12 protein-coding genes are annotated in these 12,574 nt (G+C 69.9%); all 12 read left to right on the top strand.

Annotated elements, in window-relative coordinates; translation table 11 throughout:
• Positions 1–7: 7 nt before the first annotated feature.
• The 12 genes from ABZT02_RS18600 (at position 8) to ispG (ending at position 12,557) form a co-directional block, all read left to right on the top strand.
• Positions 8–880, top strand: coding sequence for a glycosyltransferase (locus ABZT02_RS18600; RefSeq protein WP_356019027.1), 873 nt, complete (start codon positions 8–10; stop codon positions 878–880).
• A 105-nt stretch (positions 881–985) separates the two neighbouring features.
• Positions 986–1,915 carry an ABC transporter permease gene (locus ABZT02_RS18595; RefSeq protein ID WP_356018970.1) on the top strand — a complete coding sequence of 310 codons (930 nt, stop codon included), beginning with the start codon at positions 986–988 and terminating at the stop codon, positions 1,913–1,915.
• Positions 1,908–2,696, top strand: coding sequence for an ABC transporter ATP-binding protein (locus tag ABZT02_RS18590; protein ID WP_356018969.1), 789 nt, complete (start codon positions 1,908–1,910; stop codon positions 2,694–2,696). Before ABZT02_RS18595 ends, ABZT02_RS18590 begins: the two co-directional genes overlap by 8 nt.
• Positions 2,697–3,087: 391 nt before the next feature.
• A complete protein-coding gene (hpnC, locus tag ABZT02_RS18585) occupies positions 3,088–3,990 on the top strand; it encodes a squalene synthase HpnC (RefSeq protein ID WP_356018968.1) in 903 nt (300 codons plus the stop codon).
• Complete coding sequence (gene hpnD, locus ABZT02_RS18580; RefSeq protein ID WP_356018967.1) at positions 3,987–4,937, top strand: presqualene diphosphate synthase HpnD; 951 nt, start codon at positions 3,987–3,989, stop codon at positions 4,935–4,937. Before hpnC ends, hpnD begins: the two co-directional genes overlap by 4 nt.
• On the top strand, positions 4,937–5,086 hold the full coding sequence (locus ABZT02_RS18575) for a DUF6380 family protein (RefSeq protein WP_356018966.1): 150 nt from the start codon (positions 4,937–4,939) through the stop codon (positions 5,084–5,086). Before hpnD ends, ABZT02_RS18575 begins: the two co-directional genes overlap by 1 nt.
• Complete coding sequence (hpnE, locus tag ABZT02_RS18570) at positions 5,083–6,477, top strand: hydroxysqualene dehydroxylase HpnE (RefSeq protein WP_356018965.1); 1,395 nt, start codon at positions 5,083–5,085, stop codon at positions 6,475–6,477. Before ABZT02_RS18575 ends, hpnE begins: the two co-directional genes overlap by 4 nt.
• Positions 6,478–6,548: 71 nt before the next feature.
• Positions 6,549–7,613, top strand: coding sequence for a polyprenyl synthetase family protein (locus ABZT02_RS18565; RefSeq protein ID WP_356019026.1), 1,065 nt, complete (start codon positions 6,549–6,551; stop codon positions 7,611–7,613).
• Between the two features lie 121 nt (positions 7,614–7,734).
• On the top strand, positions 7,735–9,726 hold the full coding sequence (gene shc / locus ABZT02_RS18560; RefSeq protein ID WP_356018963.1) for a squalene--hopene cyclase: 1,992 nt from the start codon (positions 7,735–7,737) through the stop codon (positions 9,724–9,726).
• Complete coding sequence (locus tag ABZT02_RS18555) at positions 9,726–10,367, top strand: 1-hydroxy-2-methyl-2-butenyl 4-diphosphate reductase (RefSeq protein ID WP_356018962.1); 642 nt, start codon at positions 9,726–9,728, stop codon at positions 10,365–10,367. The genes shc and ABZT02_RS18555 overlap by 1 nt, the downstream gene beginning before the upstream one ends.
• A gap of 5 nt (positions 10,368–10,372) precedes the next feature.
• Entirely contained in the window at positions 10,373–11,395 is a 1,023-nt protein-coding gene (hpnH, locus tag ABZT02_RS18550) for an adenosyl-hopene transferase HpnH (protein WP_355732819.1), read from the top strand.
• A 4-nt stretch (positions 11,396–11,399) separates the two neighbouring features.
• On the top strand, positions 11,400–12,557 hold the full coding sequence (gene ispG, locus ABZT02_RS18545) for a flavodoxin-dependent (E)-4-hydroxy-3-methylbut-2-enyl-diphosphate synthase (RefSeq protein ID WP_356018961.1): 1,158 nt from the start codon (positions 11,400–11,402) through the stop codon (positions 12,555–12,557).
• The last annotated feature ends 17 nt before the right edge of the window (positions 12,558–12,574 follow it).

Here is a 12,574-nt window from a genome sequence, read left to right as displayed (position 1 = left end):
CACCGGCATGAAGGTCGGCGCGGTCATCATCACCATGGGCAACCGACCCGAGGAGCTGCGCGCCCTGCTCGACTCGGTCGCCAAGCAGGACGGCGACCCGGTCGAGGTGGTCGTCGTCGGCAACGGCTCGCCCGTCCCGGACGTCCCCGACGGCGTCCGTACCATCGAGCTGCCCGAGAACCTCGGCATCCCCGGCGGTCGCAACGTCGGCATCGAGGCCTTCGGCCCCAGTGGCCGCGACGTCGACATATTGCTTTTCTTGGACGACGACGGTCTCCTCCCGAACCACGACACCGCCGAACTGTGCCGCCAGGCCTTCACGGCCGACCCCGCGCTCGGCATCGTCAGCTTCCGTATCGCCGACCCCGAGACCGGGGTCACCCAGCGCCGGCACGTCCCCCGGCTGCGAGCCGCCGACCCGATGCGCTCCTCCCGGGTCACCACCTTCCTCGGTGGCGCCAACGCCGTACGCACCCAGGTGTTCGCCGAAGTCGGCGGCCTCCCGGACGAGTTCTTCTACGCCCACGAGGAAACCGACCTGGCATGGCGGGCCCTCGACGCGGGCTGGATGATCGACTACCGGTCCGACATGGTGCTGTACCACCCGACGACCGCGCCCTCGCGGCACGCGGTCTACCACCGCATGGTCGCCCGCAACCGCGTCTGGCTCGCCCGCCGCAACCTGCCCGCGCTCCTCGTCCCGGTATACCTGGGCGTCTGGATGCTGCTCACCCTCGTGCGGCGCCCCTCACGGCCCGCCCTGAAGGCCTGGTTCGGCGGCTTCAGGGAGGGCTGGAGCACGCCGTGCGGTCCGCGCAGGCCGATGAAGTGGCGTACCGTCTGGCGACTGACCCGACTGGGCCGGCCCCCGGTCATCTGACAAGCTCGTTCCTGAGAGCGGCCGGCCGCACCACGGCCCCACGCTCATGCCCTGCCCAAGAGGCCGCGCAGCCCGAGGCATCCCGAAGAGGAAAGCTATCCATCAGTGAGTGAGACAACGCACGACGGCACGGTCGCGGTGAGCGCGCCCGCGTCGCCCGACGAGGGCCTCACGGCGGCGCAGCTCGCCGGCCGGTACGGTCTGTCCGTGAGCGGCGCCAGGCCCTCACTCGTCGAGTACGTCCGCCAGCTCTGGGACCGGCGCCACTTCATCCTCGCGTTCTCGCGGGCGAAGCTGACCGCCCAGTACAGCCAGGCCAAGCTCGGCCAGCTGTGGCAGGTGGCGACGCCGCTGCTGAACGCGGGCGTGTACTTCTTCATCTTCGGCGTCATCCTGAACGCCAGCCGGGGCATGTCGAAGGACGTGTACATCCCGTTCCTGGTCACGGGTGTCTTCGTGTTCACCTTCACCCAGAGCTCCGTCATGGCGGGCGTGCGCGCCATCTCCGGCAACCTCGGCCTGGTCCGCGCGCTGCACTTCCCGCGGGCGTCCCTGCCGATCTCCTTCGCGCTCCAGCAGCTCCAGCAGCTGCTGTTCTCGATGGTCGTGCTGTTCGCCGTGGCCATCGGCTTCGGCCACTACCCGGACCTGTCCTGGGCGCTGATCGTCCCGGTGCTGATCCTGCAGTTCCTCTTCAACACCGGCCTCGCGCTGATCATGGCCCGCGCGGGTGCCAAGACGCCCGACCTGGCGCAGCTCATGCCGTTCGTGATGCGTACGTGGATGTACGCGTCCGGCGTGATGTTCTCGATCCCGATCATGCTGGCCGACAAGCCGCAGTGGCTCGCCACGGTGCTCCAGTGGAACCCGGCGGCCATCTACATGGACCTGATGCGCTTTGCCCTGATGGACGAGTACGGCGCCGAGAACCTGCCCGACCACGTCTGGGCGGCCGCCGGCGGCTGGGCCGCGCTCTTCGCGCTCGGCGGCTTCGTGTACTTCTGGAAGGCGGAGGAAAGGTACGGCCGTGGCTGAGGACCTCAGGGACGAGCACACCCCCACTGTCATCGCGGACGAGCTGCACATCGTCTACCGCGTCAACGGCGCCAAGACCGGCAAGGGCAGCGCGACCGCCGCGCTGAGCCGCATCCTCAAGCGGGGCTCCGACGACGCGGCGCGGGGCGTGCGCAAGGTGCACGCCGTCAAGGGCGTCTCCTTCGTCGCCTACAAGGGCGAGGCGATCGGCCTGATCGGCTCCAACGGCTCCGGCAAATCGACCCTTCTGCGCGCCATCGCCGGCCTGCTGCCCGCCGAGAGCGGCCGCGTCTACACCCACGGCCAGCCCTCCCTGCTCGGCGTCAACGCGGCTCTGATGAACGACCTGACCGGCGAACGCAACGTCATCCTGGGCGGGCTCGCCATGGGTATGTCCCGGGAGCAGATCAAGGAGCGCTACCAGGAGATCGTCGACTTCTCCGGGATCAACGAGAAGGGGGACTTCATCACCCTTCCGATGCGCACCTATTCCTCCGGCATGGCGGCCCGTCTGCGCTTCTCCATCGCGGCCGCCAAGGACCACGACGTCCTGATGATCGACGAAGCGCTGGCCACCGGTGACCGCAAGTTCCAGAAGCGTTCCGAGGAACGCATCCGCGAACTGCGCAAGGAGGCCGGCACGGTGTTTCTCGTCAGTCACAACAACAAGTCGATCCGTGACACCTGCGACCGCGTCCTGTGGCTGGAGCGCGGCGAGCTGCGCATGGACGGCCCGACCGACGAGGTCATCAAGGAGTACGAGAAGTTCACGGGCAAGTAGTCCACCCGCCCCGGACGAAAGACACCGCTCCGCTCGACTCGACCTGGCCCCGTCGGAACTGTTCCGGCGGGGCCACACGTCTGCAAAGGAAACGTCAACTTCGGCCCCCCTTAGGAATCTTGGGGCCAATCGGTGTGTTGTTGTGATGTGCAGGACACCCCGACGATCCTTGCCGCGTTGTACAACGTAAGCTGTACCGGTGCCGAATCGCAGCAAGTGGGGCGATAATGCGCGACACCCGATCACTGGGGCGCCGCGCGGAAGGCTGGGCGGCGTGTCCGAAATAGTGTGTATTGGGTCGGCGGTGTAGAACGGGAGATGTGACGGCGATGGCTACGGAAACTCCCCAGCTCAACGCAGCACGTGCCGTCCCCGCCCCGGGCAGGCCGCGATGACGGAGACCGGCACGACGCGCCCCGGAGTGACGGAGCGCGGAACGCTCGACAAGGCCGCGGCGGAGAACTTCCCCGTGGCTCCGTTCTTCCTGCCCAAGGACTGGCGCACCGACCTCATGGCGGTCTACGGCTTCGCGCGCCTGGTCGACGACATCGGCGACGGCGACCTGGCCCCCGGCGGCGCCGACGCCCGGCTGCTCGGCGTGTCGCCCGAGGAGGCCGAGGACCGGCTGGTCCTGCTGGACGCCTTCGAGACCGACCTGAACCGCGTCTTCTCCGGAGCGCCCCGCCACCCGTTGCTGCGCCGCCTCCAGCCCACCGTACGCCGCCGCTCCCTCACCCCCGAGCCCTTCCTCGGCCTGATCGCCGCCAACCGCCAGGACCAGCTCGTCACCCGCTACGAGACCTACGACGACCTGCTCGCCTACTGCGAGCTGTCCGCCAACCCCGTCGGTCGTCTCGTGCTCGCCGTCACCGGCACCTCGAGCCCCGAGCGGATCCGCCTCTCGGACGCGATCTGCACGGCCCTCCAGGTCGTCGAGCACCTCCAGGACGTCGCCGAGGACCTCGGCCGCGACCGGATCTATCTGCCCGCCGCGGACATGAAGCGCTTTCACGTCCAGGAAGCGGATCTCGCCGCGAAAACCGCGGGCGCATCGGTGCGCGCTCTGGTTGCATACGAGGCGCAACGCGCCCGCGAACTCCTGAATGAAGGCGCCCCCCTGGTGGGTAGCGTCCACGGCAGACTGAAGCTGCTGCTCGCAGGATTCGTGGCGGGGGGAAGGGCGGCGCTCCGTGCGATCGCCGCCGCCGAGCACGACGTACTTCCCGGCCCGCCCAAGCCCGGCAAGCTCCAGTTGCTGCGCGAGGTGGGCGTCACTCTGCGAGGAGAGGGGTGATCCGGACCGTGGAGTCACCACCGCACGCGTCCGCACCGGTACTCGCCGCCTACAGCTACTGCGAGGCCGTGACCGGACAGCAGGCCCGTAACTTCGCCTACGGCATCAGGCTGCTGCCGACGTCCAAGCGGCGTGCGATGTCGGCGCTCTACGCGTTCTCGCGGCGCGTCGACGACATCGGCGACGGCGCGCTGGCGGGCGATGTCAAGGCCGCGAGACTCGAGGACACCCGGGCGATGCTGACCCGGGTGCGTGAGGGCTCGGTCGACGAGGACGACACCGATCCGGTGGCCGTCGCCCTCGCTCATGCCGCCGAGACCTTTCCGATCCCGCTGGGCGGCCTGGACGAGCTGATCGACGGCGTCCTGATGGACGTACGCGGCGAGACCTACGAGACCTGGGACGACCTGAAGGTGTACTGCCGCTGTGTGGCGGGCGCCATCGGACGGCTCTCGCTCGGCGTGTTCGGCACCGAACCGGGGGCGCGAGCCGCCGAACGCGCGCCGGAGTATGCCGACACGCTCGGCCTCGCGCTCCAGCTCACCAACATTCTCAGAGACGTCCGCGAGGACGCCGAGGACGGGCGCATCTATCTGCCCGCCGACGACCTCGCGAAGTTCGGCTGCTCGGCCGGGTTCAAGGGGCCGAAACCACCGGAGGGCGCCGACTTCGCGGGCCTCGTGCACTTCGAAGTGCGACGGGCCCGCGCCCTTTTCGCCGAGGGCTACCGGCTGCTGCCCATGCTCGACCGGCGCAGCGGAGCCTGCGTCGCCGCCATGGCCGGTATCTACCGCCGGCTGCTCGACCGCATCGAGCGCGACCCCGAGGCGGTGCTGCGCGGCCGGGTCTCGCTGCCCGGCCGTGAGAAGGCGTACGTCGCCGTCCGCGGCCTGTCCGGCCTGGACACCCGGCATGTGACGCGGCGGACCGTCAGGAGGCGCGCTTGATGGGCGAGGTGGACAATTCGGTCCAAGGTGATGCCGGCGGAGAAAAACGGCACGCAACCCTCCGCTCAAGGACGGCGTCCCTGACTGCGACGGCCGGCCGTGCACCGTTCGAGCACCACGGCGTCCGGGCAGGGGAGGGTGTGCGATGACCGACGGACAGCGGTCCGGACGGGACGCCGTCGTGATCGGCGGTGGGCTCGCCGGTATCACCGCCGCGCTCGCGCTCGCCGACGCCGGGGTGCGCGTCACCCTGCTCGAAGGCAGGCCACGCCTGGGCGGGCTCGCCTTCTCCTTCCAGCGCGGCGAACTGACCGTCGACAACGGACAGCATGTCTACCTGCGCTGCTGCACCGCTTACCGCTGGTTCCTCGACCGCATCGAGGGGACGGCGCTGGCGCCGCTGCAGGATCGTCTCGACGTGCCCGTACTCGACCTGGCCCGGCCCGAGGGCCGACGGCTCGGCAGGCTGCGGCGCGACGCGCTGCCGGTGCCCCTGCATCTGGGGCGCAGCCTCGCGACCTACCCGCATCTCTCCCTCGCCGAGCGGGCCGCTGTGGGGCGTGCCGCGCTCGCGCTCAAGGGGCTCGACCTCGCCGATCCGAGCCTGGACGCACAGGACTTCGGCAGCTGGCTGACCGCGCACGGTCAGTCGGCGCGTGCCGTCGAGGCCCTGTGGGACCTGGTCGGGGTCGCCACCCTCAACGCGGTCGCGGGCGACGCCTCGCTGGGGCTCGCCGCGATGGTGTTCAAGACCGGTCTGCTGTCCGACCCAGGCGCGGCCGACATCGGCTGGGCGCACGTCCCGCTGGGTGAACTGCATGACCGGCTCGCCCGCAAGGCGCTCGACTCCGCGGGCGTACGTACCGAGGTCCGTACACGCGTCACCTCCATCTCTACTGACGAGAACGGCACTTGGAGCGTTCAGGTTCCCGGGGAGACACTCCGGGCCGACGCGGTCGTGCTCGCCGTCGCCCAGGGCGAGGCGGGTGACCTGCTGCCGGAGGGCGCGCTGGACGCCCCGGAAAATCTTCGGGAGATCGGCACGGCGCCGATCCTCAACGTCCATGTCGTCTACGACCGCAAGGTCCTCGACAAGCCGTTCTTCGCGGCCCTCGGCACCCCGGTGCAGTGGGTCTTCGACCGCACCGACGCCTCCGGGCTGCGCGAGGGCCAGTACCTCGCCCTGTCCCAGTCGGCCGCGCACGACGAGATCGACGAGCCGGTGGCCGCACTGCGCGCGCGCTATCTGCCCGAGCTGGAGCGGCTGCTGCCCCTCGCGCGAGGCGCCGAGGTGAAGGACTTCTTCGTGACCAGGGAGCGCACCGCTACGTTCGCCCCGACCCCCGGTGTCGGACGGCTGCGGCCCGGCGCCCGTACGAAAGCCCCCGGCCTCTACCTGGCCGGCGCGTGGACCGCCACAGGGTGGCCCGCGACCATGGAGAGTGCGGTCCGCAGTGGTGTGAGTGCGGCGGACGCCGCCCTCGCCGCCCTGGGCCGGCCCCGCCCCGCCCGTCTCTTCGAGTTCGAGGAGGCCGCGTGATGCTCGACCAGCACGGCGTATCCGGCCCCAGCACCTCCGGTACCGCTACAAGAGGAGAGACTGTGCCCACTGTGCCCCCGGCCGAGACGGCCGCTGCGAGGTCCGCGGTGGACGTGACCGCGCTCCTGGAGCGCGGCCGGACCCTGGCCACGCCGGTGCTGAAGGCGGCCGTCGACCGTCTCGCATCCCCGATGGACACTGTTTCCGCCTATCACTTCGGCTGGATCGACGCCCAGGGCAACCCCGCGGACGGGGACGGTGGCAAGGCCGTGCGCCCCGCCCTCGCCGTCCTCTCGGCGGAGGTCACCGGCGCCGCGCCCGAGACCGGCATCCCCGGGGCCGTCGCCGTCGAACTGGTCCACAACTTCTCGCTCCTGCACGACGACCTGATGGACGGCGACGAGCAGCGCCGCCACCGCGACACCGTCTGGAAGGTGCACGGCCCCGCCCAGGCCATCCTGGTCGGCGACGCCCTGTTCGCCCTGGCCAACGAGGTCCTGCTGGAGCTCGGCACCGTCGAGGCCGGCCGCGCCACCCGCCGTCTGACCACCGCCACCCGTGCCCTGATCGACGGCCAGGCCCAGGACATCTCCTACGAGCACCGCGACCGCGTCAGCGTCGAGGAGTGCCTGGAGATGGAGGGCAACAAGACCGGCGCCCTGCTGGCCTGCGCCAGCTCCATCGGTGCCGTGCTCGGCGGCGCGGACGACCGCACCGCCGACACCCTGGAGAAGTACGGCTACCACCTGGGCCTCGCCTTCCAGGCCGTCGACGACCTCCTCGGCATCTGGGGCGACCCGGAGTCCACCGGCAAGCAGACCTGGAGCGATCTGCGCCAGCGCAAGAAGTCCCTGCCGGTCGTGGCCGCGCTCGCGGCGGGCGGTGCCGCTTCCGAGCGGCTCGGCGAGATGCTCGCCGCCGACGCCAAGAGCAGCGACTTCGAGAACTTCTCCGAGGAGGAGTTCGCGGCCCGCGCCGCCCTCATCGAGGAGGCGGGAGGCCGTGAGTGGACGGCCGGAGAGGCACGCCGTCAGCACGCCATCGCCATCGAAGCCCTGAACGCCGTCGACATGCCCGACCGGGTACGGGACCGGTTCACGGCGCTCGCCGACTTCGTCGTCGTACGAAAGAGATGATCACTATCGGTCGAACAGCCCTCGCGTAGTCGCCGGCCGGTGCTGCGAGGAAAGGAAAGGCACCGGCCGACGGCGGACCCACAGCAGAGCACCACATTGCACACTGCACGAAGGGGAAGCCATGACAGCGACGACCGACGGAAGCACCGGGGCCCTGCCGCCCCGCGCTGCCGCGGCCAGCGAAATCCACCTCGACACCCCCGTGGCGGCCGGGATACAAGAAGCCGCCGTGCGTGCCGTCCAGCGCGCCACCGACCACCTGCTCGCCCGGCAGGACGCCGAGGGCTGGTGGAAGGGCGACCTGGAGACCAACGTCACGATGGACGCCGAGGACCTGCTGCTCCGTCAGTTCCTGGGCATCCGCGACGAGTCGACCACCCGGGCAGCCGCCAAGTTCATCCGCGGCGAGCAGCGCGAGGACGGTACCTGGGCCAGCTTCTACGGCGGGCCCGGCGAACTCTCCACCACAGTCGAGGCGTACGTCGCCCTCCGGCTGGACGGCGACGCCCTGGACGCCCCGCACATGGCGAAGGCCTCCGCGTGGATCCGCGCACAGGGCGGTATCGCCGCCGCCCGCGTGTTCACCCGGATCTGGCTCGCCCTGTTCGGCTGGTGGAAGTGGGAGGACCTGCCCGAACTCCCGCCGGAGCTCATCTACTTCCCCAAGTGGTTCCCGCTCAACATCTACGACTTCGGCTGCTGGGCCCGTCAGACCATCGTCCCGCTGACGATCGTGTCCGCGAAGCGTCCGGTCCGGCCCGCGCCCTTCCCGCTCGACGAGCTGCACATCGACCCGGCCGACCCGAACCCGGCCAAGCCCCTGGCGCCGGTGGCGAGTTGGGACGGTGCCTTCCAGCGTCTCGACAAGGCGCTGCACCAGCTGCGCAAGGTCGCCCCGCGCAGACTCCGCAGAGCCGCCATGAACAGCGCGGCCCGCTGGATCATCGAGCGGCAGGAGAACGACGGCTGCTGGGGCGGCATCCAGCCCCCGGCCGTGTACTCGGTGATCGCCCTGCACCTGCTCGGCTACGACCTCCAGCACCCGGTCATGCGGGCCGGGCTCGAGTCCCTGGACCGGTTCGCCATCTGGCGCGAGGACGGGTCCCGGATGATCGAGGCCTGCCAGTCGCCGGTGTGGGACACCTGCCTCGCCACCATCGCGCTCGCCGACGCGGGCGTGCCCGCCGACCACCCGCAGCTCGTCAGGGCCGCGGACTGGATGCTCGGCGAGGAGATCGTGCGGCCCGGGGACTGGGCGGTCAAGCGACCTCAACTCCCGCCGGGTGGCTGGGCGTTCGAGTTCCACAACGACAACTACCCGGACATCGACGACACCGCGGAGGTCGTCCTCGCCCTGCGCCGGGTCCGGCATCACGACCCCGAGCGGGTGGAGAAGGCGATCGGGCGCGGGGTGCGCTGGAACCTCGGGATGCAGTCGAAGAACGGGGCCTGGGGCGCCTTCGACGTCGACAACACCAGTCCGTTCCCCAACCGGCTGCCGTTCTGCGACTTCGGTGAGGTCATCGACCCGCCGTCCGCCGACGTCACCGCGCACGTGGTGGAGATGCTCGCGATCGAGGGGCTCTCCCACGACCCGCGCACCCGGCGCGGCATCGAGTGGCTGCTCGCCGAACAGGAGCCGGACGGCTCGTGGTTCGGGCGCTGGGGCGTCAACTACATCTACGGCACCGGCTCGGTGGTGCCCGCGCTGACGGCCGCCGGTCTGCCCGCCTCGCACCCGGCGATCCGGCGGGCGGTGGCCTGGCTGGAGAAGGTGCAGAACGACGACGGCGGCTGGGGCGAGGACCTGCGCTCCTACAAGTACGTCAAGGAGTGGAGCGGTCGCGGCGCCTCCACCGCCTCCCAGACGGCCTGGGCCCTGATGGCGCTGCTGGCCGCGGGGGAGAAGGACTCCAAGGCCGTCGAGCGCGGCGTCGAGTGGCTCGCGAGCACCCAGCGCGAGGACGGCTCCTGGGACGAGCCCTACTTCACCGGCACCGGCTTCCCCTGGGACTTCTCCATCAACTACCACCTCTACCGGCAGGTCTTCCCCCTCACCGCCCTGGGCCGTTACGTTCACGGAGAACCCTTCTCCCGGGCCGAGGCGGCCTGATGAGCACCCGGCCCGCCACCGCCCCGCTGCTGATCGCCTGCGCGCTCGGCATCGAGCACCTCGCCCTGCGCACGGCCGAGCGCGGTGGGGCGGGCGGGCCGGTCACCCTGCTCCGGACGGGCATGGGCCCCAAGGCGGCGGAACGGTCCGTCACCCGCCGCCTGGCCGACCCCGCGCTCGCCGGGGCGGCCGTACTGGCCACCGGTTTCTGCGCCGGTCTCGCTCCTGGGATGCACCCCGGCGACCTGGTCGTCGCCGAGGAGACCCGGGACCCGGACGGAACCGTTCCCTGTGTGGAGACCGACCTGCTCGTCAAGGAGCTCGTACGGGTGCTACCGGGACGTACCGTGCACACCGGGCCCCTCACCGGCTCCGATCACGTCGTGCGCGGTCACGAGCGGTCCGAGCTGCTCGCGACCGGCGCGATCGCGGTCGACATGGAGTCCGCGGCCACGCTCCTGAGCGCCGTGCGCGCGGGCGAGCGCCCCGTTGCGGCCGTCCGGGTGGTCGTGGACGCTCCCCAACATGAACTCGTCCGGATCGGCACGGTACGCGGTGGAATATCAGCCTTCCGCGTCCTTCGTTCCGTCCTTCCCGCTTTCCATGAATGGCACCGTTCCTTGCTGCTCCCCAGGAGGTGAGCCCGATGGCCATGCCGCTGCGTCAGTCCATCAAGGTCGCTACATACTTGGCCGAACAGAAGCTCCGCAAGCGGGAGAAGTTCCCGTTGATCGTGGAGCTGGAGCCCCTCTTCGCGTGCAATCTCAAATGCGAGGGCTGCGGCAAGATCCAGCATCCGGCGGGTGTGCTCAAGCAGCGCATGCCGGTGGCGCAGGCCGTCGGGGCGGTGCTGGAGTCCGGTGCCCCGATGGTGTCCATCGCCGGTGGAGAGCCGCTGATGCACCCTCAGATCGACGAGATCGTGCGGCAGTTGGTGGCGAAGAAGAAGTACGTCTTCCTCTGCACCAACGCCATGCTGCTGCGCAAGAAGATGGACAAGTTCACGCCCTCTCCCTATTTCGCCTTCGCGGTGCACATCGACGGGCTGCGTGAGCGGCACGACGAGTCCGTCGCGAAGGAGGGCGTGTTCGACGAGGCCGTGGAGGCGATCAAGGAGGCCAAGCGGCGCGGCTTCCGGGTCACCACCAACTCGACCTTCTTCAACACCGACACCCCGCAGACCATCATCGAGGTGCTCAACTTCCTCAACGACGACCTCAAGGTCGACGAGATGATGATCTCGCCCGCCTACGCCTACGAGAAGGCGCCCGACCAGGAGCATTTCCTGGGCGTGGAGCAGACCCGCGAACTGTTCAAGAAGGCCTTCGCGGGCGGCAACCGCAAGAAGTGGCGGCTCAACCACTCCCCGCTCTTCCTGGACTTCCTGGAGGGCAAGGTCGACTTCCCGTGCACGGCCTGGGCGATCCCGAACTACTCCCTGTTCGGCTGGCAGCGCCCCTGCTACCTGATGAGCGACGGGTACGTGCCGACGTACCGCGAACTCATCGAGGAGACCGACTGGGACAAGTACGGCCGCGGCAAGGACCCGCGCTGCGCCAACTGCATGGCGCACTGCGGTTACGAGCCCACCGCCGTTCTGGCCACCATGGGCTCGCTCAAGGAATCGCTGCGCGCCATGCGCGAGACGGTCTCCGGAAACCGCGAGTAGCGCCATGACCGCCATTTCCTTGGGCGTCCCCGAGGTGCCGGTCCGGCCGATCGCCGAGCGGCGCCTGTCGCGGCAGATCCACGTCGGGCCGGTGGCGGTCGGGGGCGGGGCCCCGGTGTCGGTGCAGTCGATGACGACGACCCGTACGTCGGACATCGGCGCCACTCTCCAGCAGATCGCCGAGCTCACCGCGTCCGGCTGCCAGATCGTCCGCGTGGCCTGCCCCACGCAGGACGACGCGGACGCTCTCGCGACCATCGCCCGCAAGTCGCAGATCCCGGTGATCGCGGACATCCACTTCCAGCCCAAGTACGTGTTCGCGGCGATCGAGGCCGGCTGTGCGGCCGTACGCGTCAATCCCGGGAACATCAAACAGTTCGACGACAAGGTGAAGGAGATCGCGCGGGCCGCGAAGGACCACGGCACGCCGATCCGGATCGGCGTCAACGCGGGGTCCTTGGACCGGCGGCTTCTCCAGAAGTACGGGAAGGCGACCCCGGAGGCGCTCGTCGAATCGGCGCTGTGGGAGGCGTCGTTGTTCGAGGAGCACGGCTTCCGGGACATCAAGATCTCCGTCAAGCACAACGACCCCGTGGTGATGGTGGCCGCCTACCAGCAGCTCGCCGAGCAGTGCGACTACCCGCTGCACCTCGGGGTCACGGAGGCAGGGCCCGCCTTCCAGGGGACGATCAAGTCGGCGGTGGCCTTCGGGGCGCTGTTGTCGAGGGGGATCGGCGACACCATCCGGGTGTCGCTGTCCGCCCCGCCGGTCGAGGAGGTCAAGGTCGGCATCCAGATCCTTCAGGCGCTGAACCTGCGGCAGCGTCGGCTGGAGATCGTCTCGTGCCCGTCCTGCGGGCGCGCACAGGTGGACGTCTACAAGCTGGCCGACGAGGTCACCGCAGGTCTCGAAGGCATGGAGGTGCCTTTGCGGGTCGCGGTGATGGGGTGTGTGGTCAACGGTCCCGGCGAGGCGCGGGAGGCGGACCTGGGGGTCGCCTCCGGCAACGGCAAGGGGCAGATCTTCGTGAAGGGCGAGGTCGTCAAGACCGTCCCGGAGTCGAAGATCGTGGAGACCCTCATCGAGGAGGCGATGAAGATCGCCGAACAGATGGAGCAGGACGGCGTCGCGGCGGGGGAGCCGGCCGTCACCGTGAGTTGAACAGTACGGACCGAAGG

The sequence above is a fragment of the Streptomyces sp. NPDC005402 genome (assembly GCF_040606575.1).
Lineage (GTDB): Bacteria > Actinomycetota > Actinomycetes > Streptomycetales > Streptomycetaceae > Streptomyces.
This window is presented reverse-complemented; position numbering and strand designations above follow the sequence as displayed.